This window comes from Jiella sp. M17.18, assembly GCF_041027365.1.
GTDB lineage: Bacteria > Pseudomonadota > Alphaproteobacteria > Rhizobiales > Rhizobiaceae > VKMB-3413.
Map to the genome: position 1 here is coordinate 209,479 of NZ_JBFTEH010000003.1, position 26,225 is coordinate 235,703.

Below are 26,225 nucleotides of genomic sequence, written 5' to 3' on the forward strand. Positions count from 1 at the left end.
CTTCGAGCGCGCGGCCTTTTTCGTCATGGAGACAGGCAGGATGAGCAAACGCATCGAGGACTACGGGCTGATCGGCAACATGCTGTCCGCGGCGCTGGTGGCCAAGGACGGCTCGATCGACTGGCTCTGCCTGCCGCGTTTCGATTCCCCCGCCTGCTTCGCCGCGCTGGTCGGCGGTCCCGAGAACGGCTTCTGGAAGATCGCGCCGAGCGATCCCGTCACCGGGGTCAGCCGGCGCTACCTTCCGGACACGGCGGTTCTGGAGACGCGCTTCGAGACGGCGACGGGCGCGGTGACGCTGACCGACTTCATGCCGCTGACCGACAACGAGAAGAAGCTCGATCTCGTGCGCATCGTCACCGGGGTCGAAGGCACGGTCGAGATGGAGATGGGGCTGGTGCTGCGCTTCGGCTATGGGCGGGACGTGCCCTGGGTGCGCCGGCGCGACTACGGCCTCAGCGCCGTCGCGGGACCCGATGCGGTGGAACTCCACACCCACCTGCCGCTCGAGGGCCGCGACATGAAGACCGTCGCCTCCTTCACTGTCGGCAAGGGCGACAGCGTGCCGATGACGCTGTCCTATCACCCCTCGCACCAGAACCCGCATTTCATCCCCGACCGGCGCGAAAGCCTGGAGCGGACGGTGATCTGGTGGCGCGAATGGGTGAAGCGCGGCAGCTTCGAGCAGATGCCAGAGGAATGGCGCGAGCCGGTGGTCCGGTCGCTGATCACGCTGAAGACGCTGATCTTCTCACCCACCGGCGGCATCGTTGCGGCCCCGACCTCCTCGCTTCCCGAGGCGATCGGCGGCTCGCGCAACTGGGACTACCGCTACTGCTGGCTGCGCGACTCCGCCCTGACGCTCTATGCGCTGCTCAATGCCGGCTACCGGCAGGAGGCGGAGGCCTGGCGGCAATGGCTGCTGCGCGCCGTCGCCGGCCAGCCCGAGCAGCTGCAGATCATGTACGGCCTCGCCGGCGAGCGCTCGCTGCCCGAATTCGAGATCCCCTGGCTGTCCGGCTACGAGGAGAGCCGGCCGGTGCGCATCGGCAACGGCGCCGCCGGGCAGACCCAGCTCGACGTCTATGGCGAGCTGATCGACATGCTGCACGCCGCCCGCGAGGCCGAGCTGCAGCCGCAGTCGGAAGCCTGGCGCATGCAGAAGGTGCTCCTGAAGCATCTGGAGACGGCCTGGCAGACGCTCGACCGCGGCATCTGGGAGGTGCGCGGCGACCCGAAGGCCTTCACCCATTCGCGCATGATGTGCTGGGTCGCCTTCGACCGCGCCGTGCTGAGCGTCGAGCGCTTCGGCATGGACGGGCCCGTCGAGCGCTGGCGCGAGATCCGCGCGCAGATCCACGAGGAAATCTGCACCCACGGCTTCAACGAGACGAAGAACAGCTTCGTCCAGTACTATGGCGGCGAAACGCTGGATGCCAGCCTGCTCCTGATGCCGCAGCTCGGCTTCCTGCCGCCGGACGACCCGCGGGTCGTCGGGACGATCGAGGCGGTGGAGCGCGAGCTGATGCGCGACGGCTTCGTGTTGCGCTACTCGACCGACGCCTCCGACGACGGGGTCGGCGGCGAGGAGGGCGCCTTCCTCGCCTGCAGCTTCTGGCTCGCCGACGCCTACATCCTTTGCGGCCGCACCGGGGACGCGCAGGCGCTGTTCGACCGGCTCCTGCGCCTGCCGAACGACCTCGGGCTGCTGGCCGAGGAATACGATCCGCAGGCAAAGCGCCTGGTCGGGAATTTCCCGCAGGCCTTCTCGCATATCGGGCTGATCAACACCGCGCACAACCTCGTCAAGGCGCAGGGGCCGGCGCGCCAGCGCGCCGCGCAGGTCGCACCGCGCGGCGTCGAACAGGTCGAGGAGGATGAAGCCGGCAGCCCGGAGGCCGAGGCAAGCGGTCGCAACGATCTGGGACCGGCGCAGTAGGACAGCCGGCCCGGCCCGATCGCGGGAGCCACGGTTTCCTCCGTCAGGGTTTGCCGCCCGCCTTACGACGTCCCGCTGCCGGGCTCCGCCATGCCGCGGTGCTGGCCGGCGAGGAGGCCCGGCGGCGTGATATCGGCGAGCGTTGCCTGCAGCTTGTTCTTCCAGCCGCTGACGAGGTCGCCTTCGCCGCTCATCATGGCGTCGAAGCCGTCCTTGGCGACCTTGGCGGGATCGTCCTTCCTCGCCTGGCCGATGCTGGTATCCATCATGTCGGCGCGCTCGAAGAACTGCGTGTCCGTCGGCCCCGGCATCAGGCAGGAGACGGTGACGCCGGTATCCTTCAGCTCGTCGCGCAGGCCGAAGGCGAAGTTGTCGAGGAAGGCCTTGGTGCCGTTGTAGACGGCCTGGAAGCTGCCGGGGATGAAGCCGGCGATCGAGCCGGTGATCAGGATCTTGCCTTCGCCGCGCCGGCGCATGTCGTTGCCGATCTTGTGGATCAGCGAGATCGTGCCGGTGACGTTGGTGTCGACCACCTTGAGGGCGCGCTCGAGGTCCTGGTCGAGGAAGCCCTTGCCGAGCCCGCGGCCGGCATTGGCGAGCAGCGCGTCGACCTTCCGGTCGGCGACGGCGGCATAGAGCTTGTCGACGCCCTCGGTGGTCGAGAGGTCGGCCTCGACCGCGGTGACGTCCGCGCCGAGCTGCCGAAAGGTGCTGGCCGCGTCTGCAATCTTGGGCTCGTCGGCGGCAACGACGAGGTCGAAGCCGTTCTCGGCGCAGAGTCGCGCGAGTTCGAAGCCGATACCGGTCGAGGCGCCGGTGACGACGGCGAGTGGGCGTTGATCGGCCATGGGGTATCTCCGGGAAGGACAGGTCGGGATGCGGCGCCTCGGGGCGCATTCGCGGTGCAGGGCCGCCCGGCGCGCTTCCGCCGTGGCGGGATCGCGCCGGTTACGCCGACATGGCTGCAAGGCTCGAGGCGGCCGCTGGTCTCGTCAGCCAGAACCGCTGGGCGAAAGGGCCCGTTCCGGCGCGCGGCCCCTGCTTTCCTTAGCCGAAGGCGAACCGTCCGGGTCGGGCGAGGGTGCGGCTTCCTCGTCCCGGCAGGAGCCGGGTGCGGCAGCGTCGTCGTCCTGCCCGCCGTCCTCCGCCGCCTCGCGGCGCCGCTCCGCCGCGTCCTCGAACCGGCCGAGCCAATGCGAGAGCGGCGTGGCGCTGATCCCGTGCGCCAGCGCCGAGACGGTCACGGCGAGCGTCGCGACCGGCCAGAAGACTTGCAGCCCGGTCTTCTCGTCGGCGAGGATCGAATAGTAGACCGAGGCGACGCCCATCGGCCCGAACCAGCCGACGAAGGCGGATTCCGCCCAGCCCCGGATGCAGGTCATTCCCCGCGACAGGAGGAAAAAGAAGGGTGGCCGGCGCAGGAAGAGAAGCGCGATGGCGAAGGCGAGGCCCGGCCAGCCGATCGTAAACCAGTCGCCCCAGGGCAGCATCACCCCGATCAGGATGAAGACCGGCAGGTCGAAGAAGCGGCCCATCGCCTCCTGCGCATGGCCCTGGCGGGTCTCGCGGGTGGAGATGAAGCGGTTGAACATCAGGCCGGCGGCGAAGACCGCCAGGATCCCGTCGCTGCCCATCAGGCTGACGGCCGCGAGCACCGTAACCGACAGCGCCAGGCCGACCGTGACGGTGGATTGACTCTCGAAGAAGGGCTGGTCGTACACCCAGATGAGCAGCCGGCCGATCAGCCAGCCGATCATGGCGCCGATCGCCACCGAGGCGAGGATCTCCCAGAGGAAGACCTGCGTCGCCCATTCCACCCAGGCGTCCTGCGGGTCCTTGGTGAGGAGCAGGATCGGCAGCATCACGAACAGCATGCCGAGCCCGTCATTGGCGCCGCTCTCGCCGCTCATGACGTTGCGCACCCGCGTCGGGACGGAATCGATCGCCGAGCGGCCGCTGACGATCGAGCCGGCGAGCACGGGATCGGTCGGCGCCAGCATCGCGCCGAGGAGCAGCGAGGGCAGGAGCGGCAGGCCGAGGATGAGATAGGCGAGGGCGGACCCCGCGCCCCACATCAGCGTCATGCCGCCGACGAGGGAAAGGGAGAGGTCGCGCCACTGGGTGATCTCGAAGCGCGGCGGCAGGCGGAGCGCTGCACCCATCACCGCGAGGCCGAGCGTCAGCCGCGCCACCTCCTTCATCACCTGGAAGCGGTCGGAGGGCATGTTCGCCATGTCGACGAGGCCGAACACGGCCGGACCGATGGCGACGCCGATGATCAGGCAGATCGCCGTCTCGGTGATCCAGAGCCGGTTCTTCACATAGCCGCCGAGAAGGCCGAGAACGAGCACTGCGCTGCCGGCGACGAACAGCGCCGCATCCAAAGCCATACGTCATCTCCTTTGGGAACCGGCAAGGCCGGCGATCCTCATTTTGTTCACTGGCACCGATTGGGAAGGGCGCGCCTCTCGCGCAACACTTGGCTGTCGCTTCACTGCGGCGTGATCATCGCTCTCCCCAGGGCGGCCGGTCGGACATCCCCGCGTCCCTCCATCCAACCGCGGCGACGGGCGGCACGAAATGCACCGGCGCCGGCTCCGCCCGGTGCAGCGCGGCGCCTTCCTGATGATGCGTTCCCCTCAGACCTCGACGCCCTGCCGCGTGTTTCCGCCTGTTCATCGGCGGCCGGCGCGCCAGATGCGCCGGCTGGGCGATGCGCCGGCGCCGGGCCGGCGCTTTCCCCTTTTCAGTGATCGAGTGAACGGGTTTCGACGGAGTGAGAGCGTGAGCGTCAGCGAGGGGCGAGAGACGATGCGGGCGGCGGTGGTGACCGGCCCCGGCGAGCTGAAGGTGGAGGCGGTCGCGCGGCCGCAGCCGGGACCGGGCGAGGTCCGGGTGAAGCTCGAAGGCTGCGGCGTCTGCGCCTCCAACCTGACGCCCTGGGCCGGGCCGGAATGGATGCAGTTTCCGACCGAGGCGGGCGGTCTCGGCCATGAGGGCTGGGGCGTCGTCGATGCCGTCGGCGAGGGCGTCGATGCCGTCTCTGTCGGCGACCGCGTCGCGGCGCTGTTCTACAAGAGCTACGGCGAATACGATGTCGGGCCGGCCGAGAACGTCGTGAAGCTGCCGGAGGCGCTCGGGGAGACGCCCTTCCCGGGCGAGCCGCTCGGCTGCGCCATGAACATCTTCGCCCGCTCCGGGATCAAGGCCGGCGAGACCGTCGCGATCATCGGCATCGGCTTTCTCGGCGCGATCCTGACGCGCCTCGCCTCGCAGGCCGGGGCGCGCGTCATCGCCATCTCGCGCCGCCCCTTTTCGCTGCAGGTCGCACGGGACATGGGCGCGGCCGAGACGATCCCGATGGAGGACCACTGGCAGATCATCGAACAGGTGCGCGAACTGACCGGCGGCGTCTTCTGCGACCGGGTGATCGAGGCGGTCGGCAAGCAGTGGCCGCTCGATCTCGCCGCCGAGCTGACGCGCGAGCGCGGCACGCTCGTCGTCGCGGGCTATCACCAGGACGGGGCGCGGCAGGTCAACATGCAGCTGTGGAACTGGCGCGGGCTCGACGTGATCAACGCCCACGAGCGCGACCCGGCGATCTACATCCGGGGCATCCGCGACGCCGTCGACGCCGTCGCCAGTGGCCGGCTGGATCCCTCCGCGCTCTACACCCACCGCTTTCCGCTGGAGCGGCTGGACGAGGCGCTGAACACGACGCGCGACCGGCCGGAGGGCTTCATGAAGGCGCTCGTCACGTTCTGACGGGAAGCACTACGGCCGGCGCCGACCCGTGGTCGCGGCGGCGCCTTTCCGACGGTTCGGCGGCCGGCGGTTTCGTCCGGCCGCCGCTGATCGTTCGGGCCTGCGAGGGACTTTGTCTGTAGACTCCTAACGAAATCGTTGCGACGCGCTTCTGTCACGCCCGCGTGAAGGCTCCAGATGATTGGAAGTCGTCCTCGGTCACGCGTCAAGGCAACGTGGCCGCGTTCGACGTCCTTTCTTCCCTGCGCCCGCGGCTTGTCTTGCGGGTGCAGCGCCATCCGATCGGGTTTTGCAGATCTTGCCGAGCGAATGCCTGGACAGCCGCCACCAATCGACCGTCCAGCGCGTCACAATCTTTCGTGGCCGCCCGTTCGACAGTCGCCCCTCTGCCGGATGCCGCGGTGGCGGTGCTCCTTCCGCCGGCATCCGCAAAATTGTCTTCCGACAACCGGCCCGGACTGCGCGACGGCCTGCGCAGGGCTTGGATCGGTTGAACCCCTCATGCGTTCTCATCATCAACAGTCCTGACTGCAAGGAGGTCTGATTGTCTCGTTATCTCGTGACCGGCGGCGCCGGGTTCATCGGCCGCCAGGTGTGCCGCGAGCTTCTCGACCATGGCCACGACGTTCGCGTCCTCGATGCGATGATCGAACAGGTGCACGGCGGGAACGAGACGCTCGATCTCGGCGACGTCGAGATCCACCGCGGCGACGTGAGGGATGCGGACAAGGTGCGCGCGGCGCTCGCCGGGATCGACGGCGTGGTGCATCTCGCGGCCGAGGTGGGCGTCGGCCAGAGCATGTACGAGATCGAGCGCTATGTCAGCGCCAACGACGTCGGCACCGCGGTTCTCCTGCAGGAGATGATCGACCAGCCGGTGGAGCGGATCGTCGTGGCGTCCTCGATGAGCGTCTACGGCGAGGGTCGCTACCGCACGCCGGACGGGCGCGTCGTCGACAATGCCCGCCGCCGGCCGGGCGAGATCAAGGCGGGCCGCTTCGAGATCCTGTCCGACAAGGGCGAGCCGCTGGAGCCGGTGGCGACGGACGAGACCAAGCCGGTCGATCTCGCCTCGATCTACGCGCTGACGAAATACCAGCAGGAGCAGGCGGTGCTGATCTTCGGCAACGCCTACCAGACCGACGCGGTCGCCCTGCGACTGTTCAACGTGTTCGGGCCCGGCCAGGCGTTGTCGAACCCTTATACCGGCGTCCTCGCCAACTTTTCCTCGCGCATCGCTGCGGGGAAGGCACCGACGATCTTCGAGGACGGCAAGCAGCGCCGCGACTTCGTGCATGTGAACGACGTCGCCCGCGCCTTCCGTCTGGCGCTGGAGAAGCCCGAGGCGACGGGCGAGGTCATCAATGTCGGAAGCGGGCGCTCCTACTCCGTCACCCAGGTGGCCGAAGAGGTCGCCCGCGCGATGGGCAGCGACATCCAGCCGGAGATCACCGGCAAGGCCCGCACCGGCGACATCCGCAACTGCTTCTCCGACATCTCCAAGGCGAAGCGCCTTCTCGGCTTCGAGCCGCAGCGCAGCCTCGAGGATTCGCTCGGCGAGCTGGCCGACTGGGTCGCGTCGCAGACGGTGACCGACCGCAACGAGGAAATGCGCCGGCATCTCGAAGCGCGAGGCCTCGTCGCATGACGAAGCCGTCATCAGGGGCAGGAAACACCGGCGGCGGCAAGGCGTTCGGTTTCGCCGAGTGGTTCCGGCCCGGCGAATACGACCGCACCCTCGCCGCGCTCGACGGCATGGAGCGGGCCGGCGCGCGCTATGTGCGCACGCATCTGTCCTGGGCCGAGTATCACGGCGAGGGCGGGCAGGCCTGGTACGACTGGCTGCTGCCCGAGGTCGGACGCCGCTTCGCCCTCCTGCCCTGCATCCACTACACCCCGCCCTCGCTGTCGCGCACCGGCACGTCCGCCGGCGCGCCCGAGCGGCTGCAGGACTATGCCGACTTCGTCGACCACGTCCTCACCCGCTACGGCGAGCATTTCGAGGCGGTGGAGCTCTGGAACGAGCCGAACAACCTGCTCGACTGGGACTGGCGCGAAGATCCGGAATGGGCGCTGTTCTGCGAGATGGTGGGCGCCGCCGGCCACTGGGCGCGCGAGCGCGGCTTCAAGACCGTGCTCGGCGGCCCGTCGCCCTTCGATGCGCACTGGCTGCGGCTGATGGGCGAGCGCGGCGTGCTCTCGGTCATGACGGCGGTCGGCCTGCATGGCTTTCCCGGCACCTGGGACAGCGACGTCGGCACCTGGGCCGGCTGGCAAGCGCTGACCGGGCAGATGCGCGCCATCCTCGACGAGTTCAACCCGGCCGCCGAGATCTGGATCACCGAGGCCGGCTATTCGACCTGGCGCCATGACGAGGCGACGCAGGCGCAGAGCTTTCTCGACGCGCTGAACGCCTCGGCCGACCGGCTCTACTGGTACGGCTGGCAGGACATCGCCGACACCGTCGCCGTGCAGGAAGGCCTGCGCTTCGACGAGCGGCACTACCACATGGGCGTCGTCGACCAGGACGGCCGGCCGAAGCTCCTGGCGCGTCTGCTGCAGGAGGGCGGACCCGCGGCGATCGAGGCGACGCTGGCGCTCGCCGCGCCGAACGTCGCGCGCAAGACCAACCCGGTCGTCATCACCGGCGGCGCCGGCTTCATCGGCTGCAATCTTGCCGACAGCTTCCTCGCCGAGGGCCGCGAGGTGCTCCTCGTCGACAATCTCTCGCGTCCCGGCGTCGAGAAGAACCTTTTCTGGCTGAAGGATCGGCACGGTGCGCGCGCCGGCTGGGCGCCGGTCGACATGCGCGACGGCATGGCGCTGCGCGACGTCGTGCGGGATGCCGAGGCGGTCTTCCATTTCGCGGCGCAGGTTGCCGTGACCACGAGCCTGGACGCGCCGGTCGACGACTTCGAGGTGAACGGCCGCGGCACGCTGAACGTGCTCGAGGCGGTGCGCCGCTCCGGCCGCAAGACGCCGGTGATCTTCGCCTCGACCAACAAGGTCTACGGCAATCTCGCCGACCTGTCCCTCGCCGACAGCGGCGACCGCTACGTGCCGACGGACAACGCGGTGGCCGCCCACGGCGTCGGCGAGTGGCGGAACCTCGACTTCTGCACGCCTTATGGCTGCTCCAAGGGCGTCGCCGACCAGTACGTCCTCGATTACGGCAAGAGCTACGGCCTGCCGACCGCCGTCCTTCGGATGAGCTGCATCTACGGCCCGCGCCAGTTCGGCACCGAGGACCAGGGCTGGGTCGCGCATTTCCTCATCCGGGCGCTGAACGGCGAGGAGATCGTGATCTATGGCGACGGCAAACAGGTGCGCGACATCCTGCATGTGTCGGACGCCGTCGCGGCCTACCGGGCGCTGCTGTCGAACATCGACACGGTGCGCGGCAACGCCTTCAATCTCGGCGGCGGACCGGTCAACGCGATCAGCCTGCGCGTCCTCCTGCGCGAGATGGGCGACATGCTCGGCCGCGAGGTCCAGATCCGCTTCTCCGAGACCCGCCAGGGCGACCAGGCCTACTTCGTGGCCGATACGCGCAAGCTCGCCGAAGCCACCGGCTGGCGCGCCAGGATCGGCTGGCGCGACGGCGTGCGCGACCTCAACGCCTGGCTCTCCTCGTGGAACGGACCGGCCGCCGACCGGGCCGAGGAGACGACCGCGCCCGCGGCGCAGAGGCTGCGGGCATGAGCCGGCCTCGCCCCCGCCGGCAAGGCGCCGGCTGCGCCACCCCGCCCTGCCTGTCCGGCGGGCGATCCACCATCTCTGCGTCCCTTGTTTTCCGCGTATTGGAGGCGTTCCGATGATCCCTAACCGGGTGCTGATGACCACCGACGCCGTCGGCGGTGTCTGGCGCTACTCCCTCGACCTCGCCCGCTCGCTGAATGCCGCGGGGATCGAGGTGGTGCTCGCCTGCCTCGGCCCGGCGCCGTCGGAGGACAAGCGGCGCGAGGCCGATGCTCTGACATCGACCCGGCTGGTGACGCTGGACCTGCCGCTCGACTGGATGGCGGAGGGTCCCGAGGCGCTGGCGGATGTGCCGCGGCGGCTCGCCGCGCTCGCCGAGGAGACCGGCGCCGACCTCCTGCATCTCAACCTGCCGTCCCAGGCGGCCGGGATCGAAACGGCGAGGCCCGTCGTCGTCGTCTCGCATTCCTGCGTCGTCACCTGGTGGGCGGCGATGCGGGAAGGGCCGCTGCCGGCCGACTGGGACTGGCAGTTTGCGCTGAACCGGGCGGGCTTCGAACGTGCGGACGCCATCGTCGCGCCGGCCAAGGCCCATGCCGAGGCGGTGCGCGCCGCCTATGCCGGCATCCGGCCGGTGCGAACCGTGCCGAACGCGATCACGCCGCCGCTGGAGGCGCAGAAGGCGCCGAAGCGGCCTGTCGTCTTCGCCGCCGCCCGCTGGTGGGACGAGAGCAAGAACGCAAGGCTACTCGACGCCATGGCCGCCGAGGTGTCCTGGTCGGTGAAGGCCGCCGGCGCGACCCGCGGCGACAACGGCCAGAGCGTGTCCTTCACCCATGCCGAGGCGCTGGGAAATCTGCCCTTCGCCGAGACGCAGCGGCTGATGGGCGAAGCCGGCATCTTCGTCTCGCCGTCGCTCTACGAGCCCTTCGGCCTCGCGGTGCTGGAAGCGGCGACGGCCGGGGCCGCGCTCGTCCTCGCCGACATCGCGACCTATCGCGAGCTCTGGGGCGGTGCGGCGCGCTTTGCCGATCCGAACGATCCGGCCGCCTTCGCCCGGGCGGTCGAAACGCTGTCGGCCGACAGCGGCGCACGGGCGCTGCTCGGCGCGCAGGCCAGGGAGCGGGCCCGCCGCTTCACCCCGGCCTGCCAGCTGGAGGCGCTGTTCGCCGTCTACCGCGCTGCCGCAGCCGGCAGCACCGGGCTCCCCCTCGGCCTCCCCCAGGCTGCCGAGTGACCATGCGCTTCGTCTTCTACACCCACTCCCTCGTCTCCGACTGGAACCATGGCAACGCGCATTTCCTGCGCGGCGTCATGCGCGATCTCGTCGCCCGCGGCCATGAGGCCGTGGCGCTGGAGCCGGAGGACGGATGGAGCCGGACCAATCTCCTGGAGACCCAGGGTCCGGCCGCGATCGAGCGCTTCTCCGACGATTTTCCGGAGCTGACGAGCCGCACCTACGGGCCGGATTTCGACCATGAAGCCGCCCTCGACGGGGCCGACGTCGTGGTGGTGCACGAGTGGACGGAGCCGGCGCTGGTCAAGGCGATCGGCGACATCCGTCGCAAGGGCGGCGACTTCCTCCTGCTCTTCCACGACACGCACCATCGCGCGGTCTCGGACGAGCGGGCGATCGCCGAAATGGCGCTCGCCGACTATGACGGCGTCCTCGCCTTCGGTGAGACGCTTCGCCAGCGCTATCTGGGCCGCGGCTGGGGCCGACAGGTCGTGACCTGGCACGAGGCGGCCGACGACCGGCTGTTCCGCCCGCCCGAGGCGGACCAATCCCAGGCGGAGAAGACCGCCGACCTCGTCTGGATCGGCAACTGGGGCGACGGCGAGCGCACCGAGGAGCTTCGCCGCTTCCTGATCGAGCCGGTCAAGGCGCTGGGGATCTCCGGCGACGTCCACGGCGTGCGCTATCCCGAGCCGGCGCTGGTGGCGCTCACCGATGCCGGCCTCGCCTTTCGCGGCTGGATCGCCAATGCCGACGTGCCGCAGGCCTTCGCCCGCCACCGGGTGACCGTGCACGTTCCGCGCCGGCCTTACGTCGAGGCCCTGCCGGGCATTCCGACGATCCGCCCGTTCGAGGCGATGGCCTGCGGCATCCCGCTGATCTCGGCGCCCTGGGACGACGCCGAAGGGCTGTTCCGCACGGGCACCGACTATCTCGTGGCAAGGGACGGCGGAGAGATGCGCACCCAGCTTCGGCGCGTCCTGAACGACCCGGATCTTGCCGCGTCGCTTGCGGCATCCGGCCTCGAGACGATCCGCGCCCGGCACACCTGCCGCCACCGCGTCGACGAGCTTCTGCAGACGGTCGACGCCCTTCGCCAGCATGCGGACGCGCCGAAGGAGGCCGCACAGTAATGAAGATCGCCTTCTACGGCTCCAGCCTCCTCTCGTCCTACTGGAACGGCGCCGCCACCTATTATCGCGGGCTCCTCCGGGCGCTCGCGGCGCACGGCCACGACATCACCTTCTACGAGCCGGACGCCTATGGCCGGCAGGAGAACCGCGACATCGAGCCGCCGGACTGGGCGAAGGTCGTCGTCTGGCAGGCGACGCCGGAGGCGCTGAAGGCGGCGGCCTCCGAGGCGGCAAAGGCCGATGTCGTCGTCAAGGCCTCGGGCGTCGGCTATGAGGACGATGCGCTACTGGAGGCGGTGCTTTCCGCGGCGCGGCCGGATGCGGTGCGGATCTTCTGGGACGTCGACGCGCCGGCGACGCTCGCCGAGCTGAAGGAAAAGCCCGACCATCCGAGCCATCGCCAGCTCGAAAGGCTCGACCTCGTCCTCACCTATGGCGGCGGCGACCCCGTCGTTTCCGCCTATCGCGCCCTCGGCGCGCGGGCCTGCATTCCCGTCTACAACGCCCTCGACCCTCGGACCCATCATCCGGTGCCGCGCGACGAGCGCTTCGCGGCCAGCCTCGGCTTTCTCGGCAACCGCCTACCGGATCGCGAGGCGCGGGTCGAGCAGTTCTTCCTCGAGCCGGCCGAGCGCCTGCCGGAGGCATCCTTCCTCCTCGGCGGTTCCGGCTGGACCGACCGGCCGCTGCCGGCGAACGGCAAGCCCATCGGCCATGTCGGCACGCGCGACCACAACGCCTTCAATGTCCCGCCGACGGCGGTCCTCAACATCAACCGGGCGAGCATGGCGGAGATCGGCTTCTCGCCGCCGACCCGCGTCTTCGAGGCGGCGGGCGCCGGCGCCTGCCTGATCACCGACGAGTGGCCGGGCATCGACCTGTTCCTCGAGCCCGGCAAGGAAGTGCTCGTCGCGCGCGACGGGGCCGACGTTCTCGACATCATGGCAGACCTCTCCGAAGAGCGTGCCGCCGCGATCGGTGAGGCCGCGCTGAAGCGGGTGCTCGCCGAGCACACCTACGAGCAGCGCGCCGTCCTCGTCGACGACCTCCTGCGCAAGACGCTCGCGGCCCGGCGCGCGGGAGCGGCGGCATGAGGAACGCACCGCTCGACATCGTCGTCGTCGGCCTGTCGCTCTCCTCGTCCTGGGGCAACGGCCATGCGACGACCTTCCGCTCGCTCCTGAAGGGCCTCGCCGCGCTCGGCCACCGCGTCCTGTTCCTGGAGCGCGACAAGCCCTGGTACGCCGCCAACCGTGATCTGCCGGAGCCGGATTTCTGCGAGCTGCGCCTCTATGATTCGGTCGAGGAGCTCGCGACGACCTACCGCCGGGAGATCGCCGAGGCCGATGCGGTCATCGTCGGCTCCTATGTGCCGGACGGCGTCGAGGTGATCGACCGGCTGACGGCGATCGCGCCCGGCCGGGTGAGCTTCTACGACATCGACACGCCGGTGACGCTCGCCAAGCTCATGCGCGGCGACGAGGAATATCTCGCCCGCCGGCAGATCCCGGACTTCGCCACCTATTTCTCCTTCACCGGCGGCCCGACGCTCGACAGGCTGGAGCAGGAGTTCGGGGCCAAGGACGCGCAGGCGCTGTTCTGCTCGGTCGAGTCCGAGCGCTACCGCCACACCGGCGCCGAGCCGGTCTGGGACCTCGGCTATCTCGGAACCTACAGCCCGGACCGCCAGCCGACGCTGGAGCGGCTGCTGCTTGAGCCGGCGCGGCAGCTGCCGGACAAGCGCTTCGTCGTCGCCGGGCCGCAATATCCCGCGGACATCGCCTGGCCGGACAATGTCGAGCGGATCGACCACCTGCCGCCGGCCGAGCACGCCGCCTTCTACAGCCGCCAGCGTTTCACGCTCAACGTCACCCGGGCCGACATGATCGCCGCGGGCTGGTCGCCGAGCGTGCGGCTGTTCGAGGCGGCCGCCGTCGGCGTGCCGATCGTCAGCGACGCCTGGGACGGCCTCGGCGAGCTCCTGCCCGAGGGCGAGGCGATCGTGGTCGCCCGGGGAACCGAGGACGTGGTCGCCGCGCTTTGTGAGACGGGCGAGGAGGATCGCCGGCGGCTCGCGGACGCGGCGCAGGAGATCGTGCTGTCGGCCCATACCGGTCTGGCCCGGGCCAAGGAACTTGCCGCCGCGCTCAGGATCCATCACGCGCCGCGGCTTTCCGCGGCCGGTCGCCCGTAGGGAGGGCGGTGTCTGCGATGTGCCTGTGTCTTGCGTATCAGAAGAAGGAAGTGACGGCATGAAGCGTGAAGACTTCGCCAACGGTGCCGCCATGAAGCGGATCCTCGTCGCCGGCGGGGCGGGCTTTCTCGGCTCCCATCTGTGCGAACTTCTCGTCGGCCAGGGGCATCACGTCACCTGCGTCGACAATCTCGCCACCGGCTCGCTCCGCAACGTCAAGGCGCTGACCGGCAGCAACCGCTTCGTGATCCTGAAGCAGGACATCTGCGATCCGCTGCCGGAAGGGTTCATGGTGGACGAGATCTACAATCTCGCCTGCGCCGCCTCGCCGCCGCACTACCAAGCCGATCCGGTCGGAACGATGATGACCTGCGTCGTCGGCACCAACAACCTTCTGGCGCTCGCCGAGCGTTGCGACGCGCGCTTCCTGCAGGCCTCGACCAGCGAGGTCTACGGCGATCCCGAGCAGCACCCGCAGCGGGAGGACTACTGGGGCCACGTCAATCCGACCGGCCCGCGCGCCTGCTACGACGAGGGCAAGCGTGCGGCCGAGACCCTCTGCTTCGACTATCTGCGAGCCGGGCGCGCCGACGTGCGGGTGGTGCGGATCTTCAACACCTACGGCCCCCGCATGCGGCCCGACGACGGGCGGATCATCTCCAACCTCGTCTGCCAGGCGCTCTCCGGCGAGCCGCTGACGATCTACGGCACCGGGGAGCAGACGCGGTCCTTCTGCTACGTCTCGGACCTCGTCAGGGGCCTGGTACAGATGATGGGAGCGAAGGACAATCCCGGCGGCCCGGTCAATTTCGGCAATCCTGGCGAGTTCACCATCAACGAGCTTGCCGAACTCGTCCTGAAGATCACCGGCTCGACCTCGGAGCTGACGCTGCACCCGCTGCCCGTCGACGATCCGCAGCGCCGGCGCCCCGATATCAGCCGCGCCCGCGAGCTCTTCGGGTGGCAACCGGAGATCCCGCTCGTCGAAGGGCTGCGGCCGACGATCGACTGGTTCGCCGGCGAGACGCGAAAGGGCGGGCGTGCGGTGCCGAGCGGCGCGCATCTGGCGCGCGAGACGGCGGGCCGCCTGCCGGAGCCCGTCGCCGCCCAGCGGCATTAGCGCCGGGCCCGCCTGAAACACATGAATGCCGCGCATCCGTCGTTCCCGACGGGCGGCGCGCGAGAGGGGAGCATCATGGACGACGCAGTCTCGACGTCCGACATCGAAAGCCGCATCCGGGCGCTCGGCCCCTGGTTCCACAATCTCGACCTCGCCGGCGTCAAGACTGCGCCGGAGCACTTCCTCGGCGATTATCCGAACTTCAAGTGGCAGCGTTTCCGGCACCTCGTTCCCGAGGACATGAGCGGGATGACGGTGCTCGACATCGGCTGCAATGCCGGCTTCTACTCGCTCGAAATGAAGCGGCGCGGAGCGGAGCGTGTCGTCGGGATCGATTCCGACCCGCGCTACCTCGCCCAGGCACGGCTCGCCGCCGAGATCGCCGGAGCACACATCGAGTTCCGGCAGCTGTCGGTCTACGAGGTCGGGGCGCTGAAGGAGCGCTTCGACTTCGTGATCTTCATGGGCGTGCTCTATCATCTGCGCCATCCGCTGCTGGCGCTGGATCTGCTCTACGAGACCGTGGTGGGGGGCGATCTCTTGTTCCAGTCGATGCTGCGGGGGTCGACGCAACGGCCGGACGTCGCCGCGGACTATCCCTTCGAAGAGGAAGCCGTCTTCGAACGGGAAGGCTACCCGCGGATGGTCTTCGTCGAGCAAAACTATTCCGGCGATCCCACCAATTGGTGGATCCCCAACCGCGCCGGCATGGAGGCGATGCTGCGCAGCGCCGGCTTCACCATCGTCGATGCGACCGACGACGAAGTCTATCTCTGTCGCAGGGGCGAGCGCGGCTTCATGGTCGAGCCGCCGCCGGAGATCTCGTACCGCTGAGGCGCGGGGCGCGGCGGCGGCGTTGCGCGGGATCTGCCGGAAAGGCCGGAGGCAGTGCCTCCAGCCCTCCACGACAATGCGTCAGCGCGCGACGAACTTGTTGAAGCGGCTCTTGTCGTTGTCCTCGGGCAGGAGCAGGGCCAGCTTGTTGTCTTCGAAGATCTGGAAGAACTCCTCCCAGGAGATCTCCGTCAGGTTCTCGTCGGGGTCCTGGAAGTCGAGGCGCAGGATGCCGCCTTCGCCGCCGGTCTCGACCTTCGAGGGCCGGCCGCCATGCTTCTCCGCCCACTGGCGGATTTCGTCGTGATCGGTCACCGGTTCTGCCGAAGCCATGATGTCTCTCCACGGTTGGAAATCGGATGTCGGTTCGAAGCGTCGGCCGCTCGGCCGACGCTGGTTCGGATGATGGCCAAACCAGCCGTTGCGCGCAGCGGTTCCGCCGAAGGCGGATCGCGGGAGACGCCTGGGTCCGCTTCGTCGCGCCGGAGGCCGCGCGCGAGCCGGAGCGGCGACGCCACCCTCACTAGCTTCGGGCAAGCGGCACAGGTTAACTCCGGCTTAACGAATTGGCTCTAGTCTGAGCGATCGAAGGGGATGCGGTCGGTTCCTGCGCCCGGAAATCAACCGGTTTTCGGACATAATCAGGCATTAACGATCGATCTGCTTGGGATGATCCTGTCCGATCGAGGGCGGGGGACATGGGGCGCGGCATCGGGGGATCGCCGCGCCCCTTTTTCGTTTTCGCGGAGCCGACGCCTCCGGTCGGGCGTCGCCGCGGGCGACGACGCGCGTCAGTCCAAAGCCTGCCGAAACACGCTCCTGTTGTCATGCGGCAACGGCCGGCGGGGAAAGCCCCGGATCGACCGCCGAATAACCCCTTCGTTCATTGTCGACTGGACATTTTCCCGTATGACCGGATGGACACCGCGTCCGGCCCGCTCCGTCGGGCGGCAGAAGACGCGGGCAGGCTGGAGTATCAGGACATGACCCTTCGCAGCGCCGGCGCGGCCTTCGCGCTTCTTCTCGGCTCCACCCTCTTGGCGCATGCCGCCGATGTGGTGACGCCCTACGAGACGGCTCCGCAGCCGGCGGCGCCCGCAAAGGTCGACTACAACGGCGCGGACTTCGTCTTCGAGCTCGGCGTCGAAGGCATCGTGCAGCCGGAATATCTCGGTTCGAAGGACTACCAGATCGCCCCGTCGGCGCTCTTCTCCGTCGAATACGTCAACCTGCCCGGCATCGGCTCCTTCGGCGGCCCGGACGGCCTCGGCTTCTCCATCGGGCCGTCGTTCAAGTATCAGCCGAAGCGCGATTCCTCCGATTATTCCAGCCTGCGCGGCCTCGACGACGTCGACGCCTCCTATGAGCTCGGCATCAAGGCGAGCTACGAGTGGGAATATGCCGAGGTGTCCGGCAATGTCCGCTATGCGCTCGGCGGCGCTGACGGCTTCGTCGGCGAGTTCGGCGCAAGCGCGATCGCCCGGCCGACCGAGGCCCTGACGCTGAAGTTCGGCCCGACCGTCTCGCTCGCCTCCAGCGACTACATGGACACCTATTTCGGCGTCACCCCGCGCGAGTCGGCCAATACCGGCGGGCGGCTCGACGCCTATTCGCCGAGCGGCGGCTTCAAGAGCGTCGGCCTCGCGGCTTCGGCGCGCTACGAAGTCTTCAAGGACTACTTCATCACCGCAGACGCGACCTACGACCGCCTTGTCGGCGACGCTGCCGACTCGCCGATCGTGAAGGCCGGCGACAAGAACCAGTATTACTTCGGCCTCGGCATCTCGAAGCGCTTCTCGCTCGACCTGTTCTGAGCGGGGGGCTGCGCCCGATCGTCGCGCAGGTCTTTTCCAGATGACAAGCGGCCGGGTGCTGACGCGCCCGGCCGCTTCTTTACGGCCTGTGGAGAGCGGGCGGTCAGCCCTGAAAATGGCTCTCCATGAAATAGATCGACTTGTCGAGCCCGCGCCCGACCGCGGTGAGCAGGTCGGAGGTCAGCGGATCGCCGGCCTCCTCGGCCTCCTCGATGCCCTTTTCGACCGCCGCGCTCCATTTGGCGTAGCTCTCGGTCAGCCGCTTCAGGTGATCCTCGGACCTCACGAGGTCCAAGGGGTAGGGGTCGAGCAGGGTGTTCTGCGCGGCCGCCTGCACCGTGCCGTGGGCCTGGCCGCCGAGGGCGGTCAGACGCTCGGCGATGGTGTCGACATAGTCCTCGGTCAACTCGTGCAATTCGTCGAACAGCTTGTGCACGGCGATGAAGTTCATGCCCTTGACGTTCCAGTGCGCCTGCTTGGTCTGATAGGTGATGTCCACCGCAGTCGCGAGGTGGGTCTGGAGCAGCTCCACCATCGAGCCCCGGATGTTCTCCGAGAGCGGGTTCATGGTCGAATGCAGCTTGGTCTTGCCGGTCTTGCTGGCCATGGGTCGTCTCCGTGATGAGGGACGGCATCGGGCGGCGCCGCGATAATCGCTTGTGCGGCTAACGGTTCCATTCTCAACCATGGCGCCGCCAGCCGCCGGCGCTCGTGTTGCCCGCTGCCGGCATGTCCGGGTTGCGGAGCGGCCGGCGGGCTCCAGATGCGGGCCTGAACCGATCTGGAGAGAATGATGAAGACCATGCTGATCACCGGCGCCTCGAGCGGCATCGGAGAGGCCACCGCGCGTCGGGCCGTCGAGGCGGGATACGCCGTCGCGCTCGCCGCGCGATCGAAGGAGAAGCTCGACGGGCTGGTGAAGGACCTCGGCCCCGACCGGGCCATGGCGGTCCAGTGCGACGTTACCGACTATGCCTCGCAGCAGGCCATGGTGAAGGCGGTGCTGGACCGATTCGGCACGCTCGACGTCGTCTTCGCCAATGCCGGCGTCGGCGCGAAGGGCTCCGGAACGGCCGGCGGCGACCCCGACGAATGGCGGACGATGGTGATGACCAACGTTCTCGGCGTGATGTTCACGGTGAAGGCGACGCACGAGGCGGTGATCGCCGCCAAGGGGCATGTCCTGATCACCAGCTCCGGGGCCGGGCGCAAGATCATTCCCGGTTCGGTCTATGGCGCGACCAAATGGGCGATGAGCGGCTACGGCCAGAACCTGCGCGAGGAGATGCGCGAGAAGGGCGTCAAGGTGACGCTGATCGAGCCCGGCATGGTCGACACGCCGTTCTTCGACGAGCGCAAGCCGAACGCCCTGGTGGCGGACGACATCGCCCGCGCCGTCGTCTATGCGATCACCCAGCCGGCCAATGTGCTCGCGGGCGAGATCTGGGTGGAGCCGCTGAACCGCTGACGGCGAGGCGGCGGCCGGACGAACAACGGCCGCCGCCTGCGGGTCCTGTCACCGGGGCAGCGCGGGATCGGCGGTCAATCCATCGCCTGCCTGATGCCCATATAGGCCTTGTCGCCCCACACCGCTTCGACGCGCGCATTGCGCCCGCAATTATAGCGATAGAACTTATATTTCAGAGGGTTCTTCCGGTAGTAGTCCTGGTGGTAGCCTTCCGCCGGCCAGAACTTCGGCGCCATTTCGATCACCGTCGCGACCTTGCCGAGATCCTTCTTCACCGCCGCTTCCGACGCCTTGGCCTTGGCGAGCTCGTCCTGGTCGGTGGCGTAGATCGCGGTGGTGTAGGGATGGCCGCGGTCGCAGAACTGGCCGCCGGAATCGGTCGGGTCGATCGAATGCCAGTAGACGGTCAGCAGCTGGTCGTAGGACACCTTGGAAGGATCGAAGGTGACGCGCACCGCCTCGCGAAAGCCAGGATGGTTCTCGTAGGTCGGGTTCTCTATCGTGCCGCCGATATAGCCGGAGGTGGTGTCGGTCACGCCCTTCACATGGTCGAAGTCGCTCTCGACGCACCAGAAGCAGCCGCCGGCGAAAATCGCGGTCTTGGTGCCGGCCGCGCCGGCGGGAATGGCCGTCGACGCAAGGCCCGCTGCGAACAGGGCGGCGCCCGCCCATGCGACTGTCGATCTCATGCCTGTCTCCTTGTCCTGCCGTTCGCCGGCGGTCCGCTGCGGCCGGCGAACCTACCAAACCGGCGCACCGGCTCTCGACACAAGCTTCGGTGAGAGCGGGCGAAAGGTTTCGCGGGCGTGTTCAATCGGCCGTGATCCTGCGGGCCCGGCAGGCTGAACCTGCGGATGCCGCGGGCCGCCGGGTTGCTGGTGCGCGTCAGCCGCCGTCCGCCGTGAGCCCGGCGGCCTCGATGCCCGCGATCGCCGCCGCCTCGTCGTTGTCGGAGGTGTCGCCGGTGATGCCGACGGCGCCGATGATCGCACCGCCCTCGCCGCGGACGAGGACGCCGCCCGGCACCGGCACGAGCACGCCGCCCGCCAGCGCGTTCATCGCCTGGATGAAGGCCGGCTGCTCCTCGGACCGCTTGAAGATCGCGCGCGAGCCCATGCCGAGCGCGATCGCCCCGTTCGCCTTGCCGATGGCGATGTCCGGACGCATGCGCGAGGAGCCGTCGGAGCGCTCCAGCGCGATCAGCGCGCCGCCGGCGTCGAGGACGGCGACGGTGAGCGGTTTCAGCCCTTTTGCGGCGCCGGCCTTGAGGGCCTCGGCAATGATGATGCGGGCGTGGTGAAGCGTGAGCATGGGGTCCCTCCGAAAATCCTGCCGGCCGTCAAATAGTCCGCCGGCGCGTCAGGTCACGCCGCTGCCGAATGCCGCGTTGGCGGCCCGCCGGCGCTTCGCGGAGGCGGTCCTCGAGGTCGCCGCCGGCCGCCAGCCATTGCCGCGGCGGGCGGAGACGGCTAAGCCGCAGGGTATGGCGGATCTCGACGACCTTTCGCGCGAACTGGACCGTTGGACGCAAGCCGGCCGGCGCATCGACGTCTGGTGGCGCGACGACGACGCGACGCGGTCCTCCCCGGCGCTGGAGCGGCTCGTGCGGGCGGCGGCGGAATACGATCTGCCGCTTGCCGCCGCGGTCGTCCCCGAAGGGCTCGGCGCCAGCCTTCCGACCGCGCTCGCCGACCCTTCTCTCACCATCCTCCAGCACGGCTTCGCCCATCGCAACCACGCCGCGCCCGGCGGCCGCGCGGTCGAATGCGGCGGCGACCGGCCGGTGGAGACCGTCCTCGCCGAACTCTCGGACGGGCGATCCCGGCTGGCGGACGCCTTCGGCGACCGCTTCCTGCCGGTGATGGTGCCGCCCTGGAACCGCATCACGGCCGAGATCGTCTCGGCGCTGCCGGGCGAGGGGTATCGCGGCGTCTCGGTCTTCGGTCCGCGCGACCCGGCCGCGCCCCGTCCGGATGGCCTCGCGGAGATCAACGCCCATCTCGACCTGTTGACCTGGAAGGGCGGCGCCCGCTTTGCCGGCGGCGAGAAGCTGGTCAAGCTGGCGAGCGAGCGGCTGGCCGATCGCCGGCTCGCCCGGACGGACCCCGACGAGCCCTTCGGCATCCTCACCCATCATCTCGACCACGACGCCGAGACCTGGACATTCCTGCGGGCGATGCTCGGGCTGCTCGCGCGGCATCCCGCCGTGCGCTGGCGCAGCGCCGGCGAACTGTTCGGCGCGGCCGCGAAGGGCGGGGCAGGTCTTGCAACCGACCGGCCGTCCGCATGAGCGGTCTCGTCCGGCCGGCCGAGGAGCGCGACATCGACGCCGCCGTCGCGCTGCTGCACGAGCGCATGAACGCAAAGATTCCGCCCGAGCGCTGGCGCCGCCTCCTCGACTATCCCTGGCGGCCCGAGGGCGTCGAGCGTGGCTGGCTCGTCGAGGATCGCGGCCGTATCGTCGGCTTCATGGGCACGGTCTACAGCGACCGGATGGTCGCCGGCGCGCCGAAGCGCTTCTGCGACCTCTCCTCCTGGTATCTTCTCTCCGACTACCGCGGCGACGGCACCGGCGATGCGCTGCTTCAGGCGGGCATGGCGCAGCCGGGCGTGACCTACCAGACGATGACCGCGCGCCGCGCCACCGGCCGCAAGATCCGGGCGCTCGGCTTCTCGATCCTGGACGAGACGCGCAGCCTCTATCGGCCGCAGGGTGCGGCAGCGATCCCGGTCGAGCGTGACCCGGACGTGATCAGGGCGCGGCTTTCCGAGCCGGACCGGCGCAGCTTCGACCTGCATCGGGACTTCGACGTCCACCATGCGCTGGTCGGAGAGGCAGGCGTCTGGATCGTCTGGCAGCGCAAGCTGAAGGGCGATTCCATTGCCTATCACGAGATTCTGCACGCCGCCGATCCCGGCTTTCTTTCGGCGCATGCGCAGGGGATCGCCGAAGCGATCGTGAGCGGGGAGCGGGGCGTGCTGGCGGTCGATTCTCGCTGGATTTCGCCAGGAGACGATGCCGGTGCAATCGAGGCGATCCCGCTGCCGCGCTGGCATCGGCCGGCCGCGGGCGTGGGAGCGCGGGATGTCGATCACCTCTATTCCGAGGTGATCCTGCTCGACCAGAAGCTCCCCTGAGCCTCACACGGCCGGCCGGGTGAGCAGGAACCGGCCGGGCGCCACAATGGTGCGACGCGCCGCACTGGTCGCGAAGCCCGGACTAAATCCTGCGCCGACCATGGAAACACAGCGTGTGCGCTGCGGCGCTTTCAGGCCCCGGCGCCTGCACCACATAGGGCGGGCCGTGACGCTTGTTGGGCCGCGGGCATTGCATCACGATCTTGCGCGCTGAAGGGAAAGAGGCCAGTGTCTGCCGTATCGAAAACGGTCCGTGCGCCAGGAGTGAGCATGCAGGCCAGGCCTCCGCGCGTGCTGATCTACAGTCACGACACGTTCGGCCTGGGGCATTTACGCCGTTGTCGCGTGATCGCCCAGGCCCTCGTCGCGCACCGTCCCGAAATCTCCGTCCTGATCGTCGCGGGCTCGCCGGTGGTGGGATCGTTCTCGTTCCCGCCGCAGGTGGACTTCATCCGCGTGCCGGGCGTCGTGAAGCTGGGAGCCGACACCTATGCGCCGTCCAATCCCGGCCTGTCGATCGAGGATCTGACCGAGATCCGCTCGGCGATCATCAAGAAGACCGCCGAGATCTTCGATCCCGACGTCTTCCTGGTCGACAAGGAGCCGCTCGGCATGCGCGGCGAGGTCGGCGCCAGCCTGCACTATCTCAAGACCACCGGGGCGCGGCTGGTGCTGGGCCTGCGCGACATCATGGACGAACCCTCCCGCCTCGCCGAGGAATGGCGGCGCAAGGAGGCCTTCTCCGCGATCGAAGACCTCTACGACGACATCTGGATCTATGGCCTGCCGGAGATCTGCGATCCGCTGGACGGCGTCGGCGTCTCCCGTGCGGTGCGCGAGAAGGCGGTGTTCACGGGCTATCTGCAGCGGGCCGACGATCCGTCCGGCGCGCTGCCGGCCGAGGCGGTGGCGCCTGGCGAGGCGCCTTTCGTGCTGGTGACGACGGGCGGCGGCGGCGACGGCGCCATGCTGGTCGACTGGGTCCTCAGGGCCTATGAGAGCGGCGCCGATCTCGGCGTGCGCGCCAAGATCGTGCTCGGGCCGTTCATGGATTCCGCCCACCAGTCGGACTTCCAGCGCCGCGTCGCGCAACTGCCCGAAGTGGATGCGATCACCTTCGCGGCGTCGATCGAGCCGCTGTTCGAGCACTCGGTCGGGGTCGTCGCCATGGGCGGCTACAACACGTTCTGCGAGATCCTGTCCTTCGACAAGCCGGCGGTGATCGTGCCGCGCCAGCAGCCGCGGCTGGAGCAGGAGATCCGCGCCCGCCAGGCCGAGGTGCTGGGGCTGTCGCGCATGCTGGATCCCGACATGTCCGCCGATGCGGGCGCGATGGCCGAGGCGATCCGGGCCCTGCCGCGGCAGGCGCGGCCGCGCTCGGTCGCGGTGGAGGGCATCCTCGGCGGCCTCGACGCGATCTGCCGGCTGACGGACGAGGCCATCGCCGCGCACCGGCGGGAACAGGATGCCGCGCGCGGAACGGGGCTCCGCCGGCTTGGCGGCGTGCGCCCGGCCACCGGCGCCGGGCACGGATGAGGATCGCGTTCTACGCGCCGATGAAACCGCCGGACGATCCCCGGCCCTCCGGCGATCGCACCGTGGCGCGCGGGCTGATCCAGGCTCTGCGGCTCGCCGGGCACGAGGTGACGCTGGTCTCGCGGTTCCGCAGCTGGGACAAGGGCGACCAGAGGCGTCAGCAGCGGCTGGAGGCCATGGGAATCCGGCTGGCCGAGCGGCTCGTGCGCCACGCTGCCGGCGGCGATCGGCCGCCCTTCGACCTCTGGCTCACCTATCACCTCTATCACAAGGCGCCGGACTGGCTCGGCCCGCGCGTTACCGCCGCCTGGGACATTCCTTACGTCGTCGCCGAGGCCTCGGTCGCCGGCAAGCAGCGGGGCGGGCGCTGGCGCCGCGGTTATGACGCCGCGATCGCCGCGCTCGAGGTGGCCGATCTGGTGCTGGGGCTGAATCCGGCCGATCGCCCGGGCGTCGCGCCATGGCTGAGACCCGGCGCGCGCTATCAGGAACTGGCGCCGTTTCTCGATGCCCGGCCTTTCGCCGATGCTCCGGCCCAGCGGGACGCGGCGCGCGTCTGGCTGGCCGGCCGGCTGAGCCTGCCACTCGACCGGCCGTGGTTGCTCACCGTCGGCATGATGCGGGCGGACCAGAAGCTCTTGTCCTACCAGACGCTCGCGGCGGCGCTCGCCCGCGTGGAGGCGCCGTTCCGCCTGATCGTCGTCGGCGACGGCCCCGCCGAAGCGGCGGTGCGGACGGCCTTCGCGCCGATTGCGGAGACGGTCTCCTGGTTCGGCGCCGCGGCGCCCGTCGAGATGCCGCAGCTCTATGCCGCTGCCGACCTCTATGTCTGGCCGGCGATCAAGGAGGCCTTCGGCATGGCGTTCCTGGAGGCGCAGGCGGCCGGCCTGCCGGTAGTTGCCGGCGCCAGCGGCGGCGTCGCGAACGTCGTTGCCGAGGGGCTCACCGGTCGGCTGGTGCCGGAGGGGGACGTCGCGGCCCTGGCAAACGCGATTAGCCGGCTTATCGATGACTCGAATCTGCGCCGGACGATGGGCGCGGCGGCCCGGCGGCGGACGTGCGAACGTCACGACCTTCCCGTCGCGGCCGCCGATCTCGACCGGGCGCTCCACGCCGCGGCCGAGAGCCGGCGGCAGAAGAACTTGCGGAAGGCGGTCTGATGCGCGTCCTGTTCCACGTCCAGCATCTCCTCGGGGTCGGGCATCTGAGGCGCGGCGAACTGATCACCAACGCTCTGGCGGATCGCGGCATCGAGGTGGTGGTCGCGCTCGGCGGCCATCCGGTGCCGGAGATCCCGTTCGCGCGCGCCGAGGTGGTGCAGCTGCCGGAGGTCTCGATCCGCGGGGCCGACTTCAAGACGCTCTACGACGCAGGCGGCGAGCCGGTGACCGAGACCTGGAAGGCGATGCGCCGCGACGCGCTTCTCGACCTCTACCGGCGGACGCGGCCCGACCTCGTGCTCCTCGAAATGTATCCGTTCGGCCGCTGGCGCTTCGGCTTCGAGCTGGAGCCGCTGCTCGCGCTGGCCGCCGAGGACAAGCCGCGGGTCAGATGCGCTACCTCGGTGCGTGACATCCTGGTCGAGACGAAGCACCCGGAGCGGGCGATGAAGGGCATCGAGATCGGCAGGCGCTATCTCGACGCGATCCTCGTCCATTCCGACCCGGCGCTCTTCACCTTCGGCGAGACCTACCCGCATGCCGACGCGCTCGCCGACCGCATCGCCTATACCGGCTATGTGACCGAACCCGCCGAGCGCAGCGATGCGCCCCGAACCGGCGACGTCATCGTCTCTGCGGGCGGGGGCGCCGCGGCAGGACCGCTGCTCGACGTGGCGATGGCGGCGCGGCCGCTGTCGCCGCTGAAGGACCAGACGTGGCGGTTCTTCACCGGGCCGCGCTTTCCCGACGCCGAGTTCGAGGCATTGGCGGCGCGGGCCGGGGACGGCATCGTGGTCGAGCGCTTCGCCCGCGACTTCCAGGCGCGGCTGGACGGCTGTGCGCTGTCGATCTCGCAGGCCGGATACAACACCGTCATGAACCTCCTGCGGGCCGAGGCGCCGGCGGTGGTCGTGCCCTACGATGCCGGGGAGGAGACCGAGCAGCTGTTTCGGGCGCGGCGCCTGCAGGAGCTCGGCCTGCTGACGGTGCTGCGGAGCGCCGAACTCGCGCCGGACACGCTCGTGCGGGCGATCGCGGCGACGCTGGCGCGGACCGGGGGCGAGCGGCGGCGGATCGATCTCGATGGAGCGGCGCATACGGCCGAACTGATCAAGGCGTTGATCCGCGGAAAGGTGCCGGGCTCGGCAAGCAGCGAAACCGAGCCGCGTTGAAATCGCTCCGACCTGC

23 protein-coding genes are annotated in these 26,225 nt (G+C 69.4%); 17 read left to right on the forward strand and 6 right to left on the reverse strand.

Annotated features, from left to right (window positions below; all coding sequences use genetic code 11):
* The first annotated feature begins 40 nt into the window (after positions 1-40).
* Positions 41-1,939, forward strand: a complete 1,899-nt coding sequence (locus AB5S17_RS07395; RefSeq protein ID WP_369237758.1) for a glycoside hydrolase family 15 protein — start codon at positions 41-43, stop codon at positions 1,937-1,939.
* A gap of 62 nt (positions 1,940-2,001) precedes the next feature.
* Here the strand turns inward: AB5S17_RS07395 and AB5S17_RS07400 are convergent, their stop codons facing one another.
* Both AB5S17_RS07400 and AB5S17_RS07405 read right to left on the reverse strand, forming a co-directional pair.
* A complete protein-coding gene (locus AB5S17_RS07400; protein ID WP_369237760.1) occupies positions 2,002-2,787 on the reverse strand; it encodes an SDR family NAD(P)-dependent oxidoreductase in 786 nt (261 codons plus the stop codon).
* Between the two features lie 144 nt (positions 2,788-2,931).
* Entirely contained in the window at positions 2,932-4,329 is a 1,398-nt protein-coding gene (locus AB5S17_RS07405) for a cation:proton antiporter (protein ID WP_369237762.1), read from the reverse strand.
* A 421-nt stretch (positions 4,330-4,750) separates the two neighbouring features.
* On the opposite strand from AB5S17_RS07405, the gene AB5S17_RS07410 reads away from it, so the two are divergent.
* The 9 genes from AB5S17_RS07410 (at position 4,751) to AB5S17_RS07450 (ending at position 15,921) form a co-directional block, all read left to right on the forward strand.
* Positions 4,751-5,704, forward strand: coding sequence for a zinc-binding dehydrogenase (locus AB5S17_RS07410; protein WP_369238322.1), 954 nt, complete (start codon positions 4,751-4,753; stop codon positions 5,702-5,704).
* A 544-nt stretch (positions 5,705-6,248) separates the two neighbouring features.
* On the forward strand, positions 6,249-7,352 hold the full coding sequence (locus AB5S17_RS07415; RefSeq protein ID WP_369237764.1) for an NAD-dependent epimerase/dehydratase family protein: 1,104 nt from the start codon (positions 6,249-6,251) through the stop codon (positions 7,350-7,352).
* Complete coding sequence (locus tag AB5S17_RS07420) at positions 7,349-9,406, forward strand: NAD-dependent epimerase/dehydratase family protein (protein ID WP_369237766.1); 2,058 nt, start codon at positions 7,349-7,351, stop codon at positions 9,404-9,406. Before AB5S17_RS07415 ends, AB5S17_RS07420 begins: the two co-directional genes overlap by 4 nt.
* A 112-nt stretch (positions 9,407-9,518) precedes the next feature.
* Positions 9,519-10,640, forward strand: a complete 1,122-nt coding sequence (locus AB5S17_RS07425; RefSeq protein ID WP_369237768.1) for a glycosyltransferase family 4 protein — start codon at positions 9,519-9,521, stop codon at positions 10,638-10,640.
* Positions 10,641-10,642: 2 nt separating this feature from the next.
* The gene (locus AB5S17_RS07430) at positions 10,643-11,773 is read left to right on the forward strand and encodes a glycosyltransferase (RefSeq protein ID WP_369238324.1); all 1,131 of its coding nucleotides are present in this window, start codon (positions 10,643-10,645) and stop codon (positions 11,771-11,773) included.
* Positions 11,773-12,867, forward strand: a complete 1,095-nt coding sequence (locus tag AB5S17_RS07435) for a glycosyltransferase (protein ID WP_369237770.1) — start codon at positions 11,773-11,775, stop codon at positions 12,865-12,867. Before AB5S17_RS07430 ends, AB5S17_RS07435 begins: the two co-directional genes overlap by 1 nt.
* Positions 12,864-13,967 carry a glycosyltransferase gene (locus AB5S17_RS07440; RefSeq protein ID WP_369237772.1) on the forward strand — a complete coding sequence of 368 codons (1,104 nt, stop codon included), beginning with the start codon at positions 12,864-12,866 and terminating at the stop codon, positions 13,965-13,967. The genes AB5S17_RS07435 and AB5S17_RS07440 overlap by 4 nt, the downstream gene beginning before the upstream one ends.
* Positions 13,968-14,025: 58 nt before the next feature.
* Positions 14,026-15,087, forward strand: coding sequence for a UDP-glucuronic acid decarboxylase family protein (locus AB5S17_RS07445; protein WP_369237774.1), 1,062 nt, complete (start codon positions 14,026-14,028; stop codon positions 15,085-15,087).
* Between the two features lie 75 nt (positions 15,088-15,162).
* Positions 15,163-15,921, forward strand: a complete 759-nt coding sequence (locus AB5S17_RS07450) for a TIGR04290 family methyltransferase (protein WP_369237776.1) — start codon at positions 15,163-15,165, stop codon at positions 15,919-15,921.
* Positions 15,922-16,002: 81 nt separating this feature from the next.
* On the opposite strand, the gene AB5S17_RS07455 is transcribed toward AB5S17_RS07450, so the two are convergent.
* A complete protein-coding gene (locus AB5S17_RS07455) occupies positions 16,003-16,254 on the reverse strand; it encodes a hypothetical protein (RefSeq protein WP_369237778.1) in 252 nt (83 codons plus the stop codon).
* Between the two features lie 650 nt (positions 16,255-16,904).
* Between AB5S17_RS07455 and AB5S17_RS07460 the strand changes: the two genes are divergently transcribed.
* The gene (locus tag AB5S17_RS07460) at positions 16,905-17,735 is read left to right on the forward strand and encodes a MipA/OmpV family protein (RefSeq protein WP_369237780.1); all 831 of its coding nucleotides are present in this window, start codon (positions 16,905-16,907) and stop codon (positions 17,733-17,735) included.
* A gap of 103 nt (positions 17,736-17,838) precedes the next feature.
* Here AB5S17_RS07460 and dps read toward each other — a convergent pair whose 3' ends face one another.
* Positions 17,839-18,342 carry a DNA starvation/stationary phase protection protein Dps gene (gene dps, locus AB5S17_RS07465; protein WP_369237782.1) on the reverse strand — a complete coding sequence of 168 codons (504 nt, stop codon included), beginning with the start codon at positions 18,340-18,342 and terminating at the stop codon, positions 17,839-17,841.
* 186 nt (positions 18,343-18,528) lie between these two features.
* Between dps and AB5S17_RS07470 the strand changes: the two genes are divergently transcribed.
* Complete coding sequence (locus AB5S17_RS07470; protein ID WP_369237784.1) at positions 18,529-19,203, forward strand: SDR family oxidoreductase; 675 nt, start codon at positions 18,529-18,531, stop codon at positions 19,201-19,203.
* A gap of 74 nt (positions 19,204-19,277) precedes the next feature.
* On the opposite strand, the gene msrA is transcribed toward AB5S17_RS07470, so the two are convergent.
* Both msrA and AB5S17_RS07480 read right to left on the reverse strand, forming a co-directional pair.
* Complete coding sequence (gene msrA, locus AB5S17_RS07475) at positions 19,278-19,892, reverse strand: peptide-methionine (S)-S-oxide reductase MsrA (protein WP_369237786.1); 615 nt, start codon at positions 19,890-19,892, stop codon at positions 19,278-19,280.
* Positions 19,893-20,088: 196 nt separating this feature from the next.
* Positions 20,089-20,514 (reverse strand): heme-binding protein, encoded by a 426-nt coding sequence (locus tag AB5S17_RS07480; RefSeq protein ID WP_369237788.1) that lies wholly within the window; start codon positions 20,512-20,514, stop codon positions 20,089-20,091.
* Positions 20,515-20,686: 172 nt separating this feature from the next.
* Between AB5S17_RS07480 and AB5S17_RS07485 the strand changes: the two genes are divergently transcribed.
* From AB5S17_RS07485 to AB5S17_RS07505, 5 genes are all read left to right on the forward strand, one after another.
* On the forward strand, positions 20,687-21,493 hold the full coding sequence (locus AB5S17_RS07485) for a polysaccharide deacetylase family protein (RefSeq protein WP_369237790.1): 807 nt from the start codon (positions 20,687-20,689) through the stop codon (positions 21,491-21,493).
* On the forward strand, positions 21,490-22,341 hold the full coding sequence (locus AB5S17_RS07490) for an N-acetyltransferase family protein (protein WP_369237792.1): 852 nt from the start codon (positions 21,490-21,492) through the stop codon (positions 22,339-22,341). The genes AB5S17_RS07485 and AB5S17_RS07490 overlap by 4 nt, the downstream gene beginning before the upstream one ends.
* A 345-nt stretch (positions 22,342-22,686) precedes the next feature.
* Positions 22,687-23,877 carry a glycosyltransferase family protein gene (locus tag AB5S17_RS07495; protein WP_369237794.1) on the forward strand — a complete coding sequence of 397 codons (1,191 nt, stop codon included), beginning with the start codon at positions 22,687-22,689 and terminating at the stop codon, positions 23,875-23,877.
* On the forward strand, positions 23,874-25,037 hold the full coding sequence (locus tag AB5S17_RS07500; RefSeq protein WP_369237796.1) for a glycosyltransferase family 4 protein: 1,164 nt from the start codon (positions 23,874-23,876) through the stop codon (positions 25,035-25,037). The genes AB5S17_RS07495 and AB5S17_RS07500 overlap by 4 nt, the downstream gene beginning before the upstream one ends.
* Positions 25,037-26,209: a glycosyltransferase family protein gene (locus AB5S17_RS07505; protein WP_369237798.1), complete on the forward strand. Its 1,173-nt coding sequence runs from the start codon at positions 25,037-25,039 to the stop codon at positions 26,207-26,209. Before AB5S17_RS07500 ends, AB5S17_RS07505 begins: the two co-directional genes overlap by 1 nt.
* The last annotated feature ends 16 nt before the right edge of the window (positions 26,210-26,225 follow it).

Bases quoted from the DNA above. Each gene is read 5' to 3' on its own strand.
- AB5S17_RS07395 (WP_369237758.1), top strand. From the start codon at position 41: ATGAGCAAACGCATCGAGGACTACGGGCTGATCGGCAACATGCTGTCC.
- AB5S17_RS07400 (WP_369237760.1), bottom strand. From the start codon at position 2,787: ATGGCCGATCAACGCCCACTCGCCGTCGTCACCGGCGCCTCGACCGGT.
- AB5S17_RS07405 (WP_369237762.1), bottom strand. From the start codon at position 4,329: ATGGCTTTGGATGCGGCGCTGTTCGTCGCCGGCAGCGCAGTGCTCGTT.
- AB5S17_RS07410 (WP_369238322.1), top strand. From the start codon at position 4,751: ATGCGGGCGGCGGTGGTGACCGGCCCCGGCGAGCTGAAGGTGGAGGCG.
- AB5S17_RS07420 (WP_369237766.1), top strand. From the start codon at position 7,349: ATGACGAAGCCGTCATCAGGGGCAGGAAACACCGGCGGCGGCAAGGCG.
- AB5S17_RS07425 (WP_369237768.1), top strand. From the start codon at position 9,519: ATGATCCCTAACCGGGTGCTGATGACCACCGACGCCGTCGGCGGTGTC.
- AB5S17_RS07430 (WP_369238324.1), top strand. From the start codon at position 10,643: ATGCGCTTCGTCTTCTACACCCACTCCCTCGTCTCCGACTGGAACCAT.
- AB5S17_RS07435 (WP_369237770.1), top strand. From the start codon at position 11,773: ATGAAGATCGCCTTCTACGGCTCCAGCCTCCTCTCGTCCTACTGGAAC.
- AB5S17_RS07440 (WP_369237772.1), top strand. From the start codon at position 12,864: ATGAGGAACGCACCGCTCGACATCGTCGTCGTCGGCCTGTCGCTCTCC.
- AB5S17_RS07445 (WP_369237774.1), top strand. From the start codon at position 14,026: ATGAAGCGTGAAGACTTCGCCAACGGTGCCGCCATGAAGCGGATCCTC.
- AB5S17_RS07450 (WP_369237776.1), top strand. From the start codon at position 15,163: ATGGACGACGCAGTCTCGACGTCCGACATCGAAAGCCGCATCCGGGCG.
- AB5S17_RS07455 (WP_369237778.1), bottom strand. From the start codon at position 16,254: ATGGCTTCGGCAGAACCGGTGACCGATCACGACGAAATCCGCCAGTGG.
- AB5S17_RS07460 (WP_369237780.1), top strand. From the start codon at position 16,905: ATGACCCTTCGCAGCGCCGGCGCGGCCTTCGCGCTTCTTCTCGGCTCC.
- dps (WP_369237782.1), bottom strand. From the start codon at position 18,342: ATGGCCAGCAAGACCGGCAAGACCAAGCTGCATTCGACCATGAACCCG.
- AB5S17_RS07470 (WP_369237784.1), top strand. From the start codon at position 18,529: ATGAAGACCATGCTGATCACCGGCGCCTCGAGCGGCATCGGAGAGGCC.
- msrA (WP_369237786.1), bottom strand. From the start codon at position 19,892: ATGAGATCGACAGTCGCATGGGCGGGCGCCGCCCTGTTCGCAGCGGGC.
- AB5S17_RS07480 (WP_369237788.1), bottom strand. From the start codon at position 20,514: ATGCTCACGCTTCACCACGCCCGCATCATCATTGCCGAGGCCCTCAAG.
- AB5S17_RS07485 (WP_369237790.1), top strand. From the start codon at position 20,687: ATGGCGGATCTCGACGACCTTTCGCGCGAACTGGACCGTTGGACGCAA.
- AB5S17_RS07490 (WP_369237792.1), top strand. From the start codon at position 21,490: ATGAGCGGTCTCGTCCGGCCGGCCGAGGAGCGCGACATCGACGCCGCC.
- AB5S17_RS07500 (WP_369237796.1), top strand. From the start codon at position 23,874: ATGAGGATCGCGTTCTACGCGCCGATGAAACCGCCGGACGATCCCCGG.
- AB5S17_RS07505 (WP_369237798.1), top strand. From the start codon at position 25,037: ATGCGCGTCCTGTTCCACGTCCAGCATCTCCTCGGGGTCGGGCATCTG.